16 protein-coding genes and 1 riboswitch are annotated in these 16,628 nt (G+C 33.2%); of the genes, 2 read left to right on the forward strand and 14 right to left on the reverse strand.

Going from position 1 to position 16,628, the window contains the following annotated elements; all coding sequences use genetic code 11:
• Positions 1 to 89: 89 nt before the first annotated feature.
• From DR871_RS08180 to DR871_RS08245, 14 genes are all read right to left on the reverse strand, one after another.
• Positions 90 to 986: a LysR family transcriptional regulator gene (locus DR871_RS08180; RefSeq protein ID WP_113665735.1), complete on the reverse strand. Its 897-nt coding sequence runs from the start codon at positions 984 to 986 to the stop codon at positions 90 to 92.
• Between the two features lie 14 nt (positions 987 to 1,000).
• Complete coding sequence (locus DR871_RS08185) at positions 1,001 to 3,028, reverse strand: hypothetical protein (protein WP_113665734.1); 2,028 nt, start codon at positions 3,026 to 3,028, stop codon at positions 1,001 to 1,003.
• A gap of 100 nt (positions 3,029 to 3,128) precedes the next feature.
• Positions 3,129 to 3,875: a 3-oxoacyl-[acyl-carrier-protein] reductase gene (gene fabG / locus DR871_RS08190; RefSeq protein ID WP_113665733.1), complete on the reverse strand. Its 747-nt coding sequence runs from the start codon at positions 3,873 to 3,875 to the stop codon at positions 3,129 to 3,131.
• 182 nt (positions 3,876 to 4,057) lie between these two features.
• Complete coding sequence (locus DR871_RS08195; protein WP_113665732.1) at positions 4,058 to 5,380, reverse strand: Na+/H+ antiporter NhaC family protein; 1,323 nt, start codon at positions 5,378 to 5,380, stop codon at positions 4,058 to 4,060.
• A gap of 54 nt (positions 5,381 to 5,434) precedes the next feature.
• Positions 5,435 to 5,531: riboswitch (SAM-I-IV-variant riboswitch) on the reverse strand.
• Positions 5,532 to 5,657: 126 nt separating this feature from the next.
• Positions 5,658 to 6,080: a hypothetical protein gene (locus DR871_RS08200; protein WP_091169635.1), complete on the reverse strand. Its 423-nt coding sequence runs from the start codon at positions 6,078 to 6,080 to the stop codon at positions 5,658 to 5,660.
• A gap of 215 nt (positions 6,081 to 6,295) precedes the next feature.
• Positions 6,296 to 7,168, reverse strand: a complete 873-nt coding sequence (gene sucD / locus DR871_RS08205; protein WP_035672307.1) for a succinate--CoA ligase subunit alpha — start codon at positions 7,166 to 7,168, stop codon at positions 6,296 to 6,298.
• A gap of 94 nt (positions 7,169 to 7,262) precedes the next feature.
• On the reverse strand, positions 7,263 to 7,625 hold the full coding sequence (locus DR871_RS08210; protein WP_091169631.1) for a hypothetical protein: 363 nt from the start codon (positions 7,623 to 7,625) through the stop codon (positions 7,263 to 7,265).
• 1 nt (position 7,626) lies between these two features.
• Positions 7,627 to 8,556 carry a UDP-3-O-(3-hydroxymyristoyl)glucosamine N-acyltransferase gene (locus DR871_RS08215; protein WP_113665731.1) on the reverse strand — a complete coding sequence of 310 codons (930 nt, stop codon included), beginning with the start codon at positions 8,554 to 8,556 and terminating at the stop codon, positions 7,627 to 7,629.
• A gap of 68 nt (positions 8,557 to 8,624) precedes the next feature.
• Positions 8,625 to 9,191: an elongation factor P gene (efp, locus tag DR871_RS08220; protein WP_113665730.1), complete on the reverse strand. Its 567-nt coding sequence runs from the start codon at positions 9,189 to 9,191 to the stop codon at positions 8,625 to 8,627.
• A 59-nt stretch (positions 9,192 to 9,250) separates the two neighbouring features.
• A complete protein-coding gene (lpxA, locus tag DR871_RS08225) occupies positions 9,251 to 10,036 on the reverse strand; it encodes an acyl-ACP--UDP-N-acetylglucosamine O-acyltransferase (RefSeq protein WP_113665729.1) in 786 nt (261 codons plus the stop codon).
• Positions 10,037 to 10,123: 87 nt separating this feature from the next.
• Positions 10,124 to 11,512, reverse strand: coding sequence for a bifunctional UDP-3-O-[3-hydroxymyristoyl] N-acetylglucosamine deacetylase/3-hydroxyacyl-ACP dehydratase (locus DR871_RS08230; protein ID WP_113666049.1), 1,389 nt, complete (start codon positions 11,510 to 11,512; stop codon positions 10,124 to 10,126).
• Entirely contained in the window at positions 11,505 to 12,548 is a 1,044-nt protein-coding gene (gene lpxD, locus DR871_RS08235) for a UDP-3-O-(3-hydroxymyristoyl)glucosamine N-acyltransferase (protein ID WP_113665728.1), read from the reverse strand. Before lpxD ends, DR871_RS08230 begins: the two co-directional genes overlap by 8 nt.
• 40 nt (positions 12,549 to 12,588) lie before the next feature.
• A complete protein-coding gene (locus DR871_RS08240; protein ID WP_113666048.1) occupies positions 12,589 to 13,818 on the reverse strand; it encodes an HD domain-containing protein in 1,230 nt (409 codons plus the stop codon).
• Positions 13,819 to 13,939: 121 nt separating this feature from the next.
• On the reverse strand, positions 13,940 to 14,734 hold the full coding sequence (locus DR871_RS08245) for a 3-keto-disaccharide hydrolase (protein WP_113666047.1): 795 nt from the start codon (positions 14,732 to 14,734) through the stop codon (positions 13,940 to 13,942).
• Between the two features lie 235 nt (positions 14,735 to 14,969).
• Between DR871_RS08245 and DR871_RS08250 the strand changes: the two genes are divergently transcribed.
• Together DR871_RS08250 and DR871_RS08255 are read left to right on the forward strand one after the other, a co-directional pair.
• On the forward strand, positions 14,970 to 15,467 hold the full coding sequence (locus DR871_RS08250) for a GbsR/MarR family transcriptional regulator (RefSeq protein WP_113665727.1): 498 nt from the start codon (positions 14,970 to 14,972) through the stop codon (positions 15,465 to 15,467).
• Between the two features lie 22 nt (positions 15,468 to 15,489).
• Positions 15,490 to 16,596, forward strand: coding sequence for an efflux RND transporter periplasmic adaptor subunit (locus tag DR871_RS08255; RefSeq protein WP_113665726.1), 1,107 nt, complete (start codon positions 15,490 to 15,492; stop codon positions 16,594 to 16,596).
• Positions 16,597 to 16,628: the final 32 nt, after the last annotated feature.

Here is a 16,628-nt window from a genome sequence, read left to right on the forward strand (position 1 = left end):
TGATGCGTTTCCAATGTAAAGTTGTTGAATTAGTACAGTACAAAGGTCAGCAGATAAATCTATTTAAGCCAATCGCAAATTATAATCTGCTATAACTTTAAATTATAATGGTTGGAAATATTCTGGATAAACAAATCCGATAGCGAATCCGTTTTTCCTTGCAACGTAATGACGTAAAAGAAACGTTCAATAACTAAGTCTTTAGTATCTAATATAGCCAATTCATTGTTTTGAAGTTCTTTTTTTATCGCATGAATGGATATAAAAGCCACGCAATCAGAGTTTATCAAATAGGATTTTATACTTTCAGTACTTCCTAATTGCATTTCAATTTGTAGTTCTGATAGTTTAATTTCAAATGGTTTTAATGCATGTTCAATAACTTCAAGTGTTCCAGAACCCTGTTCCCTCATTAAAAAATGCATGTTTTTAAGATCTTCCTGAGTCACTTCATCAAGACTTACTAACGGATTGGAACTCTTACAAACTAGAACCAATTCATCTTTTAAAAACTCGGTATATTTAATAGATTTATTTTTTGATTGCCCTTCAACAATTCCTATTTCAATTTCCTGGTTTAGTAAAGCATTTTCTATTTGTTCGGTGTTTCCATTAAGTAAACTCACTTTTACATCTTGTAATTTTTGGTGGAAACGTGCTAAAAGTGGTGGAATAATATACTGAGAAATCGTTGTACTAGCACCTAATCGTAACAGTCCGGAACGTTGATTAATAAGAGTGCTCATATCAAAATCGATCTCGCGATATAGTTCGAAAATATTTTTGGTGTGTTTCAATAATACTTCACCAGCAATTGTCAATGCGATTTTGGAACCATTCCTGTCAAACAATTTGATTTTATACTGCTCTTCTAACTCTTGAATATGTTTGGAAATCGCAGGTTGCGTAATGAATAATTCCGTTGCGGCTTTTGTAAAACTCAAACGATTGGCAACAGTATAAAATACTTTCAGTCTAAAATCCATGTTGTTTAATTGTATTAGAGTAATCCATTATATTTTCGAACAAACCATTCCGTTGCCAACAAAAATGAAATTAAAACCAATAACCAAATCCAATCTATCAAAGGAGTTTTAGTAACAATGTTCTTCTCTATCGCTTTATATTCATCATTTTCGAAAAGCGTTTTAATCAACACATCAACTTGGTCTGTGAAAAAAGCTTTTCCTTGCGTTTGCGTGGCTAATTGTGTCAATTTCTCCACATCGGGATTGACGAATTGCTTTTCGATATTAAAATCAAGAATTTCAAAATTACTGGAATAGGTCGTTTTTGAATTCAATTCTTTGACAGTAAACGCATAAGAACCCGCTTTCAATCCATCAAGATTGACTTTATAGGAATTATTTCCTTTTAATAAATCGTAATTTTTAGTTTGCTTGTTTTTTGTATTTGTTACCGCAATTGTCAAACGGGCTTTTTCATCGAACTCATAATTTTTATTGAAAAATTGCGCGGTTATTTCAATGGCTTCACCTGAATTATAAAAACTTTCATGTTCAACAACTAGTGATTTTTTAGAATTATTCGAAGCTAAAAACTGAATAATCTTCTCAATGAAAACATCATATTTTTCAAAGGACTGATTGTTGACATGGGTTTGTAAACGCCATTTCCAACTGTTTTCTCCTAAAAGATAAGCGGCTCGTTTGCCTTGATTTTCGGCAAAAGCCAACAAAGGTGAATTGGTATCTATAGATCTGATTTTGGACGAAAGCAAAACAGACACCGCACCTTTTGTAGTTACGGTTCCAAAAGCATTTTGCAAAGGCGGTAAATTTTCAAAACCGATATTGTCAGCTGCAAATAAATTAAACTGCCCATTAAAAATCGACAAATAATCTTCTTTTTGTCCGCTCATTTTAAAGTTCAAATTATCCTGCTGCTGATTCAGAAAATTAAAATCAGTGTTGTTTCCAGTAATGATAAATGTATTGATTCCGGCAACTTTATTATTCTCAAAAATAGTTTTGAATTCAGTCGTTGGTTGGTATAAAATCAAAACATTATAATCTTGCAAAGTTTTGATTTCATTTGATTTAACAATCGTTACTTTACGCTGTACATTCGATTCAATTGCTCTTTTCATCGCGCCTAAATCAGGATGATTTATAGCTGAAATAATAGCAATATTTGTTTTTTGGTCAATGACTTCAACCGCAAAATTCTTAGTATTATTATACGTATTTTTTTCTTTTTCTTTTGATAATATTGTAGCTTTAAAAACCTGCAATCCTATTTTATCAGCCGGTAAAAGTATGTTTACAGTTGCTGTTTTCTTAGATGGAGAAAAAGTAATTGATTGTTTACTAAACACCGAATTGCCTTGTGAAATAACAAAATCAGCAGTTACACTTTTGGTTCCTGAATACTGTAAAAAAGCTTCTACAGGAAATTTATTCTTATGAAAAGCATATTTATTAACGTTTAGTTGATTGATTTTGAAATCTAAAAAAGTCGTTGTATCGCCTACAATTACAGGATATACTTTATTTACAGCATCAAAACTATAAACGTAATCATTTCCAGAAGTTTGATTTCCGTCGCTAATCAAAACTGTTGGATAAATTGCGTTTTTATAAATATTTTTTAGATTTTTGGCAACAACATCAATATTAGTTTGAGTTCCTTTAAAATCAAAAGCTTCTGTAAGTTCAAAGTCATCGGAAAACTGATACGATTGCACATCAAATTTCTCTTGTAAATCAGAGTTTGATTGTATTTTTTTATACAATTCTAATGCTTTTTCATTGGCATTCAAAAAAGAAATAGAACTCGAATTATCAACAACAATCGGCAAAGGCGTTTTAACTGTTTCGAGCGTATTTTTAGTTACTATTGGATTAATCAACAACAATAAAATTCCAAAAATGGATAAAAAACGCAAAAAAGCCAAAAACCAACCGACTCTCGATTTATTTTTGGCTTTGTAGATGTATTGAAAAAACGACAAACCACCAGCTATTAGTAAAGAAAGCAGTAATAATAGTAGCGTGTTTGTTGTCATTTATTCTTTATTAAAAGATTGAAGGGTTTAATGATTAAAAATTAATAACATAGTTCAAAAATCTTTAAATCTTTGAATTTTACAATCTTTCAATTAAATTTTAGGTAAGCATTCCCCCACAAACATTCATAACCTGTCCAGTTACGTAAGCGCTCATATCCGAAGCGAAGAAAAGACATGCATTAGCAACGTCTTCAGTTGTTCCGCCACGTTTCAATGGAATTCCGTCTCTCCATCCTTTTACAACATCTTCGTTTAATTTAGCCGTCATTTCCGTTTCTATAAAACCCGGAGCAATTACATTACAACGAATGTTACGTGATCCTAATTCTAATGCTACTGATTTAGAAAAACCAATAACACCCGCTTTAGAAGCTGCATAATTCGTTTGTCCAGCATTTCCTTTTACTCCCACAACAGAACTCATATTGATAATTGAACCAGAACGTTGCTTCAAAAACGTACGTTGAATGGCTTTAGTCATATTAAAAACCGACTTCAAGTTAACATCAATTACTTGATCAAAATCGCCTTCAGACATACGCATCAAAAGATTGTCTTTGGTAATTCCGGCATTGTTTATTAGAATATCAACTGTTCCAAATTCAGCCAAAACCGCGTCTACAAGAGTTTGCGCTTCATTAAAATCGGCTGCATTTGATTGGTATCCTTTGGCTTTTATTCCAAGAGCGTTCAATTCGTTTTCAAGAGCCAAAGCAGATTCTACTGATGAACTATATGTAAAGGCTACATTTGCACCATGTTTTGCAAAAACTTCAGCAATTCCTTTTCCAATTCCTCGACTCGCACCAGTAATTATGGCAACTTTTCCTTCTAGTAATTTCATATTCAAAAATTAGTTTAAATTTTATTTGGAGCTATTCCTGCTATCCGCTTCAACCTTTTATGACCGCTATCGCTTACATAAAAGGATTTTCACTGCTATCAGGGCTATCTTACACCCGTCAAATATATAATAATTCCCTTTTTAAAAAAAATTCAAAAGCAATAACAGTCAAAATTCAACTCTTAAATTTTAAAGAAACGATTTGTCCATTTGTCCCAAAACGAACTGTAAATAGCCACTAATGTAAAAACTAGTAGAAATAGATGATACCATGCATTACTAATTAAGTCAAAGAAATCTAATTTCCCGTTAGCGTAGCTCAATATAAGCAATACTTGAGCGCCATAAGGTAAAATCCCTTGAATTATACACGAGAAAATATCCAGAATTGCAGCTGTTTTTTTAGGATTTAATTCGTACTCATCATTAATTTCTTTAGCAATTGGCCCTGTAATTACAATAGAAACCGTATTATTCGCTATAGCTAAATTAGCAAAACCTACTATAGCGCCAATTCCCGCTTGAGCTGATTTTTTACTTTTAATTCTTTTTTTAATTTGAACTAATAAATACGTTATTCCACCCGCTTTATCTACCATAGCAGCTAAACCACCGGTAAGCATAGACAACAAGAAAATATCAGTCATACTAGTAAAACCTTCATATATCTTTTGTGTGAATTCCATCAGCGTAAATGAACCACTAAAGTATCCAATTATACCTGCTAATAAAGTACCAATAAGCAATGTTGAAAATACATTAACACCCACAACAGCCAATACGATTACTAAAATATAAGGTACAATTGCAATCCAGGAAAAATCACTTTTTGCAATGGCAACGGTCACAATATCCGAGTTTAAACCAAGATAAAAGAAAACCAGAATAGTAAAAACTGCAGCTGGAAAAGCAATAAACAAGTTAATTTTGAACTTGTCTTTTAGATCACACCCTAATGATTGTGTTGCTGCGATAGTAGTATCAGAAATCATGGAAAGATTATCTCCTAACATAGAACCACCCAATAAAGCGCCAGATATAAGCGGTAATGAAGCGCCACTTTTATCAGCTAATGCGACAGCTATTGGACCAATCGCTACAATTGCACCTACTGAAGTTCCTGTAGCAGTTGATAAAAAAGAAGCAATCAAGAAAATTCCCAACGGGAAGTAAGCAACGTCAATTGTATTTATTCCAAGATTCACAACAGCGTCTACTCCGCCCATTGCTTTACTTACCACTGCGAACGCTCCCGCTAGCAAGTAAATTAAACACATGGTCATGATTTTACTTTCGCCACAACCTGCGATTAACGTTTCAACTTTATCCTCAGTTGAGGATTTAAATAATAAAAAAGCAGCGATTATACCAACTAAAACAGCTACTGGAGATGGAAAAGCATAAAAATCATTCAAAATAATTCCCGCTCCCAAAAAAGTAAAAATAAAAACAAATAAAGGAATCAAAGCAAAGGCATTTCCTTTTTCTTTTGAAAATAAAGTCATAAAAATAATTTTAAATTAAAAATTATGACGAAAAACAAAGCTAAATATGGGAATGTGAACAACATTTTTTCCAAAGGATTTGGCTTATCGTTTTAGCACCTTGCTTGTTGTTGCAGGTTGCTATCCTATTGAAGGATTCGTGATAACGGGTGCAAAAGTAATTAATTATTTATGAAATATTTTGAATTTCATTCAAAAAAATAATAAAACAAAAAAAGCGCCACATAAAAATGTGACGCAATTATAAGTAACATATTGAAAAACAGTCTTTAAATAATTAAAAAGCTACATTCCATTTTGGTAATCTTCCATTTTCGTCAAGAAAGTTTTGTAAAACTTGTCCTTCTACGAATGTTGGAATCACTTTAGTTTCATCATTGAATGTTTCGTACCAAACTACTTCTAGCGTGCTGATATTTTCAATTTTCATTTGTGCTGGCCAAGAATATTTTCTTCCTGTTTTTGCAAATTGGTGTCCTTCAACGATTTTATCGTTCAAACCACCATTTTTAATTTTCAAAGTTCCATTATTTTGAACAGTTCCAGTAGAACCAACCATAATTAGTTCTTTTTCATCACCTACTGAATACACTAAAAATACTCCAGAACCTTCTGATGCGTTGCAAACTTCTGCTAAACTATCTTCTGTAGTAAATGAAAACTGATTGGTAACTTTGAAATTTTTTAATTCTTTGTACATATTATTTTATTTTTATTTGAACTGGTTTCGACAAAAAAATACCCCACAAAATCGTGAGGCCCATTAGAAACCATTCGTTTATGTTTGCTCTTATTACAATTGAATCTGCAAAAACAGAAATATTTAATAAAGTGCAAAGATATTTCTTTAATTCAATTAATAATAAAAAAGCCCCACAAATTGTGAGGCTTTTAAATATTTAATTGGAGTTTAGATTAACCTAAAACTTCTTTTACTTTTTTACCAATTTCAGCTGGAGAATCTACTACGTGAATTCCACATTCTCTCATGATTTGTTTTTTAGCTTCAGCAGTATCATCAGATCCACCAACGATTGCACCAGCATGTCCCATTGTACGTCCTGGAGGAGCCGTAACTCCTGCGATGAAACCAACAACTGGTTTACGGTTACCATCAGCTTTAATCCAATGAGCAGCATCCGCTTCTAATTGTCCACCAATTTCACCGATCATTACGATACATTCTGTTTCTGGGTCATTCATCAATAATTCAACCGCTTCTTTTGTAGTAGTTCCAATGATTGGATCTCCACCAATACCAATTGCAGTAGTGATTCCTAATCCTTGTTTTACAACTTGGTCAGCGGCTTCATACGTTAATGTTCCAGATTTAGAAACAATACCGACGGTTCCTTTCTTAAAAACAAAACCTGGCATAATACCAACTTTAGCTTCACCCGGAGTAATAATTCCAGGACAGTTCGGACCGATTAATCTTGCGTTTCTTTCTTTAACATAACTATTTGCTTTTATCATGTCAGCAACAGGAATTCCTTCGGTAATTGCAATAATTACTTTTATTCCAGCATCTGCAGCTTCCATAATTGCATCTGCAGCAAAAGCCGGCGGTACAAAAATGATAGTTGTATCAGCACCTGCTTGTTCTACAGCATCTTTTACAGTATTGAAAACTGGTCTGTCTAAATGAGTTGTTCCCCCTTTTCCTGGAGTTACACCACCAACAACGTTAGTACCGTACTCAATCATTTGAGAAGCATGGAAAGTTCCTTCGCTTCCTGTAAAACCTTGAACAATTATTTTGGAATCTTTATTAACTAAAACACTCATGATATATTTTTTATGTAGTTTTTAAAATGGTTATGCAAAAGTATAAAATAGTAAGCACTAATCAATCTTCAGCATTCAGTTTTTTGACACTAAATTATGATAATTGACTCATTTGATACCCTCGAAATAATTTATTGTCTTTTATTTGCCAAATAACAATAAAATGCGCCAATAACATCTCTTCTCTTGGATTCTCAATCGTTTTTACAAAATGAGAATACCGAACTGAAATTAAATCATTTTCAGAAATAATATGACTAATACGAACTTTAGAACGTACATATGCCTTGCTCAAATCATTGGATAAACTTACCAAAGAATCATAATTCAATTGAACTAATCCTTTGCTACTGTTCCATTCAACGATAACTTCAGGATGCAAAAAATCTTTTATGACTTCGCTATCAATGAGAGCATCTGATTTGTAAAATTGCTGAACGATTTCTTTAGCAGACATATTACTTTAGTTTATTAAGAATTTCTGGTATCTTCTTGATATTAGCCAGTTGTTTCAATTTTTCTCTTGATTCTTCTATTGGAGTACCAAAATAGGATTTCCCACCTTCAACAGATTTTGTGACACCAGTTTGTCCCATAATCACTGCCTTAGCTCCTATTGTTATTCCGCTGGTCGTTCCTACTTGTCCCCAAATAGTAACTTCGTCTTCAATAATTACACAGCCTGCAATTCCGGTTTGGGAAGCAATTAAACATTTTTTCCCAATAACAGTGTCGTGTCCAACATGTACCTGATTGTCAATTTTTGTACCCTCACCAATAGTGGTATCACCTGTAACTCCTTTGTCAATAGTACAAAGCGCCCCTATTCCCACATTATCTTTGATGACCACTCTTCCACCAGAAAGTAATTGATCATATCCTTCAGGACGTTTTTTGTAATAAAATGCATCAGCACCCAGAATAGTTCCTGCATGAATGATTACATTATTTCCAATAACGGTATAATCATAAATCGAAACATTGGAATGAATTAAACAATTCTTTCCAATCACAACATGATTTCCAATAAATGCATTGGGCTGTATTACAGTCCCTTCACCGATATAAGCTGAAGTAGCTATTGAAACATTCGAAAATTGAAATGGCTTGAAATAATTTGTCAATTTATTAAAATCCCTAAAGGGATCTTCAGAAATCAATAGTACTTTTCCATCTGGACAAGCAACGTGTTTATTGATTAAAACTATTGTTGCCGCTGAATTTAATGCTTTGTCATAATATTTAGGATGATCTACGAAAACAATATCTCCAGATTCAACAACGTGAATTTCATTCATTCCAGTAACTGGAAAATCTTTATCACCAACATATTCACAGTCGATAATAGTAGCAATTTCTTCTAAAGTGTAAACTTTTTGGAATTTCATAAATTTAATGTTCGGTTTCAATATTCAGTATTCAGCTCATTTTCAAACTGAATACTGAACACTGTAATCTACTCTTTTACACGTTCCATATAAGAACCTGATGCAGTATCAATTTTAATTTTATCTCCTTCATTAATAAATAAAGGGACATTTACAGTTGCTCCAGTTTCAACAGTTGCTGATTTTGTTGCATTTGTAGCTGTATTCCCTTTGATTCCAGGCTCCGCATAAGTAACTTCAAGAATTACAGATGCCGGCATATCAACAGAAAGAGGTAAATCAGTCTCTGTATTGATACTCACCATTACATTTTCTCCTTCTTTCAATAAATCCGGTGAATCTAAAATATTTTTATTCAAAGTAATTTGTTCGAAAGTCTCTGTATTCATAAAATGAAAATCATCACCTTCTGGATATAAAAACTGAAATTTATGATTTTCAACTCGAACTTCTTCGATTTTATGACCTGCAGAAAAAGTGTTGTCCAAAACTTTTCCGTTTGTCAAACTTCTTAATTTAGTTCTAACGAAAGCTGGACCTTTTCCTGGTTTTACGTGAAGAAATTCTATGATTTTGTAAATATCGTTGTTGTATTTGATACACAATCCGTTTTTAATATCTGATGTAGATGCCATTTTATTGTTTATTTTTTATTACTATTTTTATTTTTTGGTAACTGAAATTACTTTATTTTTTAGTAGTTCCCCGAGTAACCTTTCATTACTCCTCTTGATGAATTTCTAATAAAATCAATGATTTCATCTCTTTCTGGCGTAGCTTCCATCTCTGCTTCAATTATTCCCAAAGCCTGAGTGGTATTGTAATTTTTTTGATATAGAATTCTGTAAATATCCTGAATTTCACGTATTTTTTCGGTAGTAAAACCGCGTCTTCTCAATCCTACGGAATTAATTCCAACATACGACAATGGTTCTTTCGCTGCTTTTGTGAAAGGCGGAACATCTTTTCGAACCAGAGATCCACCAGAAATCATCGCGTGATCGCCAATATGAATAAATTGATGAATTGCAGCCAACCCACCAATAACAGCGTAGTTACCAACGGTAACATGACCTGCCAAAGCGACTCCGTTCACAATAATAGCGTTATCTCCTATATGACAATCGTGAGCAATATGAGCGGTTGCCATTACCAAACAATTATTACCTAAAGTCGTTTGACCTGATGCAATCGTTCCTCTGTTAATGGTGACACACTCTCTAATCGTACAATTGTCTCCAATTATTGCCAAAGATTCTTCTCCACCAAATTTTAAATCCTGAGGTACTGCTGAAATTACAGCACCCGGAAATATATTGCAATTTTTTCCAATTCTTGCCCCTTCCATGATGGTGACATTTGAACCAATCCATGTTCCATCTCCAATAATTACATTATTGTGTATGGTTGTAAATGGCTCGATGACAACATTTTTGGCTATTTTGGCGCCTGGATGAACATAGGCTAGTGGTTGATTCATCAGATATTATTTATTTTTTATATTTATCAGAATAAAAACTCCAATCAATTCTTGTTGAGATTCGATTGTAACGTTTTCAACCTAAGTCTATTGTTTTTTTGCAATTTGCGCCATTAATTCTGCTTCAGCAACTAGTTTTCCATTTGCATATGCGTTTGCTTGCATGTGGCAAATTCCTCTTCTGATTGGCGTAATTAAATCACATTTAAAAATTAAAGTGTCACCCGGTAATACTTTATGTTTGAATTTGACATTATCAATTTTCATAAAATAAGTCAAATAATTTTCTGGATCCGGAACTGTACTTAATACTAAAATCCCTCCTGTTTGTGCCATTGCTTCCACAATTAAAACACCCGGCATTACTGGAGCTTCAGGAAAATGACCCACAAAGAAATTTTCATTCATGGTTACATTTTTCATTCCCACAACATGGGTTTCAGACATTTCAATAATTCTGTCAATCAACAAAAATGGTGGTCTATGAGGTAAAACCGCCATAATCTTATGAATATCCATCAAAGGTTCTAGGTTTAAATCATAAACAGGAACATAATTTCTTTGTTCAATTTTTATGATTTTTGCCATTTTTTTCGCAAACTGTGTGTTAACAAAATGACCTGGTTTGTTGGCAATTACCTTTCCTTGAATTCTTGTTCCAATTAAAGCTAAATCACCTACTACATCAAGTAATTTATGTCTTGCAGCTTCGTTTGGATAATGTAATGTGAGATTATCTAAAATACCATTTGGCTTAACGGAAATTTCTTCTTTTCCAAAAGCAACTTTTAAATTTTCCATTGTAGTTGCTGAAATTTCTTTATCAACATAAACAATAGCATTATTTAAATCACCTCCTTTTATCAATCCATTTTCTAAAAGAGATTCTAATTCATGCAAGAAACTAAAGGTTCTGGACTCTGAAATTTCAGTTTTGAAATCAGCAATGCTTTTCATGTTTGCATTCTGAGTTCCTAAAATTTTAGTCCCAAAATCAACCATCGCCGTTACACAATAATGATCGCTTGGCATTACTAAAATTTCACTTCCTGATGCTTCATCAGTAAAAGAAATCACTTCTTTCACCACATATACATTTCTTTTCGCATTTTGCTCTTCAAAACCTGCTTTTTCAAGTGCTTCTACAAAATACTTAGAAGAACCATCCATTATAGGAAGTTCAGAGGCGTTCAATTCAATAATGACATTGTCTAAATCACAACCAATTAATGCTGCTAAAACATGTTCAGGTGTCTGAATTTTTACTCCTAATTTTTCTAAATTAGTTCCTCTTTGCGTGTTTACAACATAATTTGCATCTGCTTCAATAATAGGTTGCCCTTCCAGATCTACTCGAACAAAAGTAAAACCATTATTCACTGGAGCAGGTTTAAAAGTCATTTTTACTTCTTTTCCTGTGTGTAATCCAACTCCAGTTAGCGAAATTTCTGTTTTGATGGTCTTCTGTTTAACCATTGTTTCCATTTTTTTGGTTTAATATTTGTTTTTTTAATTCTTCTATTTCAGCAACGATTTTTGGTAAATTCTTGAAATGAACATACGATTTACTAAAATCATTGTAACCAAATGTAGGGCTTCCTTGTAAGATTTCATTATCTTTTATATTTCTACCTACACCCGATTGCGCTTGGATTCGAACATTATTGCCAATATTTAAGTGTCCGGATATTCCAACTTGACCGCCAATCATCCCATTTTTTCCAATTTTTGTAGAACCAGCAACCCCTGTTTGAGCGGCAATTACAGTGTTTTCGCCAATTTCTACATTATGGGCAATCTGAATTTGATTGTCAAGCTTTACTCCTTTTCTAATAATTGTTGATCCCATTGTGGCCCTATCTATTGTGGTACAAGAACCTATATCAACATTATCTTCAATAATTACATTGCCTATTTGCGGGATTTTAGTGTAGGTTCCGTCTGGATTTGGTGCAAAACCAAAACCATCAGCACCGATAATTGCTCCGGAATGTATCGTACAATTATTCCCTATTACGGTCTCCGAATATATTTTTGCGCCAGCGAATAACAATACATTATCGCCAATTACCACATTATCACCAATAAAGCAATTAGGATAAATTTTTACATTTTCACCCAAAACTACATTTTGTCCCACATAACTAAAGCTGCCAAGATATAAATTATCTCCGTATTTTACACTCTGCGAAAGAAAAGAAGGTTGCTCTATTCCACTTTTATTCAATTTCACCTGATTGTAAAATTCTAATAATTTAGAAAATGCCGCATAAGCATCCTGTACTTTTATCAATGTGGTTGTCAAAGGTGATTCCGGAACAAAAGTCTCATTAACAATTGTTACAGAGGCTTTTGTAGAATATATATAATTAAGATATTTAGGATTTGATAAAAAAGTAAGCGATCCCTCCGTACCTTCTTCGATTTTTGACAATCTAAAAACTTCCGCCATGGGATTCCCAACAACTTCTCCTTCTAAAATCCCTGCTATTTGTTCTGCTGTAAATTTCATCGCGACAAAAATATAAAAAAATAGATTTTAAATGACTTTTTTATAACAGTTGTTTTGGGAAACAGATATAATACTTAGTCACTAATTTAGATAACGATTTTAAATTCAGCTGGTCAGAAGATTCTATGACGTCCTCAATTGTACTGTCTTTTTTCAAAATACGTATCGGTTCCGCTTCTTTGCTATATGCTTGGTTTTTTATTTTCCCTTTAAAAATAAAATAATTAGTTTCTAATAATGAAATATTATTTTCTAATGCAAACCGCTCTTTAAGCGGTTGTAATTCTTCAATCGCTACTTTTTCACTCGTTAATTTTATTTTTAATAAATCTCGGTTTACTATCATTTTACTTAAAGACGACAGAATAAAATCATCCTGTTTTTGCCAAGATTTCAAAGCTCCAATAATATCAAAATCATCTAATTGAGCAAATAAATCTAAGGTTTCAGCATCAAAAGTATCAATCGTAACTTTGTTTTGCATGAAAAACAATAACGGTTCACTGCATGGCAATTGCACTCCTTTTAACGTTAATTCTTTGGCGCGCTTTAAGATTTTCATCAAAATTAACTCTGCCACTAAACTCGTTTTGTGCAAATATGCCTGCCAATACATCAAGCGTCTGGACATTAAAAACTTTTCGACAGAATAAATTCCTTTTTCTTCAATTACCAAATAATCGTCCACTACGTTCATCATTTGAATCAGTCGTTCTGAGTTGACATTTCCTTCTGCCACGCCCGAGTAAAAACTATCGCGTTTCAAATAATCCATTCGATCCATATCCAACTGACTCGAAATCAACTGCAACATGAATTTCCTGTTGTATTCTCCTTTAAAAACCTGAATTGCCAAACTCAACTGACCATTGAATTCCACATTCAATTGGTTCATGAATAATAGCGATATTTCTTCGTGATGCACATCTTCAACAATGCTTTTTTCCATTGCATGCGAAAACGGTCCATGACCTATATCGTGCAATAAAATAGCAATATACAATGCATTTTCTTCTTCGGGAGAAATTGAAACTCCTTTGAAACGCAATACATCGACTGCTTTTTGCATTAAATGCATACAACCTAAAGCATGATGAAAACGAGTATGATTGGCACCAGGATATACTAAATACGACAATCCCATTTGGGAAATTCGACGCAATCTTTGAAAATAGGGTTGCTGAACTAAATCGTAAATTAAGGCATTTGGAATGGTAATAAACCCATAAATGGGATCATTGAATATTTTCAGCTTATTGATTTGACTCACTATAAGTTTGTTTTTAAGGTCAACAAATATAAGTAATTTAGATTTCAAAACAGAAAAGTTCCTGCTTCTGATTTAGAGCAAAAAAAAACGGAGCGTTTGTTGCGCTCCGTTGGTATATTTTTTAAAGTTTTCTAATCCAAATATTTCTGAATTGATTTTTAGAATCATGATCTTGAAGCGAAATAACATCATCGGCATGAGAGGACGGATAATTATGTAAACCAATATAAAGTGTCAATCCGTTAATAGTCGCGTTATTTTGTACCAAAACCCCATTCAAAAATACGGTTAACCTAGCTGGAGCATCAATTTTGCCATCTGCTTTGAATCGAGGTGCCGTATAAATTACATCATAAGCATTCCACTCTAATGGTGTTTTTACCGCGTTAACTAATGGTGGATGATCTTTATAGATGCTTCCCGCCTGTCCATTGCTGTATGTTCTGTTATTGTAGGAATCCAATATTTGCAATTCATACCTATTTTGGAAAAATACACCACTATTTCCTCTTGCCTGTCCACCATCTAAAACAACATCCGGCGCACTCCATTCCAGGTGCAACTGACAATCACCAAAAGCCATTTTGGTTTGAATGGCTCCAGAACCCGGAACAACTTCCATGTAATCTTTGTCAATAATTTTCCAAGGTGCAGTTTTGCTGGCATCTTTTTGACTTACCCATTGATCTAAGTTTTTACCGTCAAATAAAATAATGGCATCCGAAGGTGCATATCCAATGGTTTTTGCGGGAGTAATAACTTTCACTTCTGGTTCCCAAATTTCAGTCATTTCCGGTTTCATTGGCATTGGTGAAACCTCCGGCGGCGTGTTGACATATTTTTGTTGCGCCATAGCTGCCGTTGCAGAAAATAAGGCAATCATTAAAAAAGAGTTCGTGAAGTCTTTAGATTTCATAGTTAAATTCATTTGGTTTAATACAATATAGGCTAATTGTTCTCTTTTCAATATTAAGCATTTTTTTTTCACGAACTAACTTTTAATTTAAATATAACTAATTGAGGGTTAAACTTTAGATTTTTATTCGAAAGACAATAAGTTATAGAGAAATCGTTTTCTTGAAAATTAACATAATTTTAAGTTCGTTTAGTTCGGTAAATTACGAACTAACTTTACTTTTGCAAAAAAAATCATGGCAACAATCCAAAAAGAGAGAGAAGAACTCATCGAGATGTTCGGAATTCATTTTGAGTTATTATACAATTTACCGCCACTAGGTTCCAGAATTCTTGGATTATTAATAGTAGATGGTTGCAAGACCGGGTTAACATTTGAAGAGATAGTTGAAAAAACGGCTGCAAGTAAAAGCTCAGTTTCCACAAACTTAAATCTATTGCTAAAGATGGATAAAATAAATTACTACACAGTAAGTGGCGATCGTAAAAAATATTTTAAACCATCTCCATTTAGTGAAAGACTTTTTAATTATATCAAAATCCTTGATTTTGAAAAAAAAATAATAGACAAATTAATCACCTACAGAGAGCAAACTATTTCCTGTAAAGAGGAACAATGCAACATGGAAAATGTAAAAGCCTATAAAGCCCATGTATGTGAAGTAGAAGAGCTTTTGATTAAAACCATCGAAAAATTCAAAGAAATAGAAATCAGTAATAGTAAAAATAATTAATCAATTTTAGTAAATAGTCCGTATGAAAAAGAAATATTTTATAAGTATAATTTTGTTATCAATAAGCTTATTCTCCTGCAAAAAAGAAACTGCTCAAACGGCTCCTCCAGTTATGTCCTATAAAGTAGTCAAAATAGGAAACTCTAATACCACTTTATTAGCGGAGTATCCTGCCAGTTTAGAAGGAATTACTGATATTGACATTCGTGCAAAAGTGGATGGCTATATTGAAAAAATATTTGTGCAAGAAGGCCAAGAAGTTAAAAAAGGGCAATTACTTTTTAAATTAGAGACACAAACTGCAACCCAAGAAGCTGGTGCTGCAAAAGCAAAAGTTGCTGCTGCTCAAGTAGAGGTAAATCGATTAATCCCTTTGGTAGAACGTAACATTATCAGTGATGTGCAATTAGAAACTGCAAAAGCAAATTTAGCCAGTGCCAAGAGTACCTATCAAAGTATAGTTGCCAGAATTAATTATGCTACTATAAAAAGTCCCGTGAATGGAATTGTAGGGAATTTGCCTTTAAGACTGGGAAGTTATGTCAGTAGCCAAACCGTTGAACCATTAACCCGAATTTCAGATGTAAGTACCATTTATGCTTATTTTTCAGTGAATGAAAAAGAACAATTGGATATCATGATGAATGCTGAAGGAAAGTCATTTCAGGAAAAAATAAACAAAATGGAAGCGGTGAATTTGGTTTTGAGCAATGGTATGCCTTATGAACAAAAGGGTAAAATTGAAACCTTTAGCGGACAAGCCAATGCACAAACAGGATCGTTTAATGTAAGAGCACGCTTTGCAAACGGAAACAAATTGTTGCGTTCTGGAGGAAGTGGAACGATACAAATCCCAACAAATTTAGAAGATGTTATTATTGTCCCACAAAATGCGACATTAGAATTGCAAGACAAGCGTATTGCCCTTGTTGTGGATAAAAATAACAAAGTACAAGCGGTTCCTATTGTAGTTCGTGCAATTCCTGGAGGCAAATTTTTTGTAGTGGATAGCGGATTAAATTTAAATGATAAAATACTTGTTGAAGGTGTTGGGATTGTTACTGAAGGAACCCTTATTAAACCTGAAGTAGTCGATTTTAATACCATAATCAATCCTGCAAAAAAATAATTCACACACTAACTATTGAATAAATAATAAAA

The organism is Flavobacterium petrolei (assembly GCF_003314435.2).
Taxonomy (GTDB): domain Bacteria; phylum Bacteroidota; class Bacteroidia; order Flavobacteriales; family Flavobacteriaceae; genus Flavobacterium; species Flavobacterium petrolei.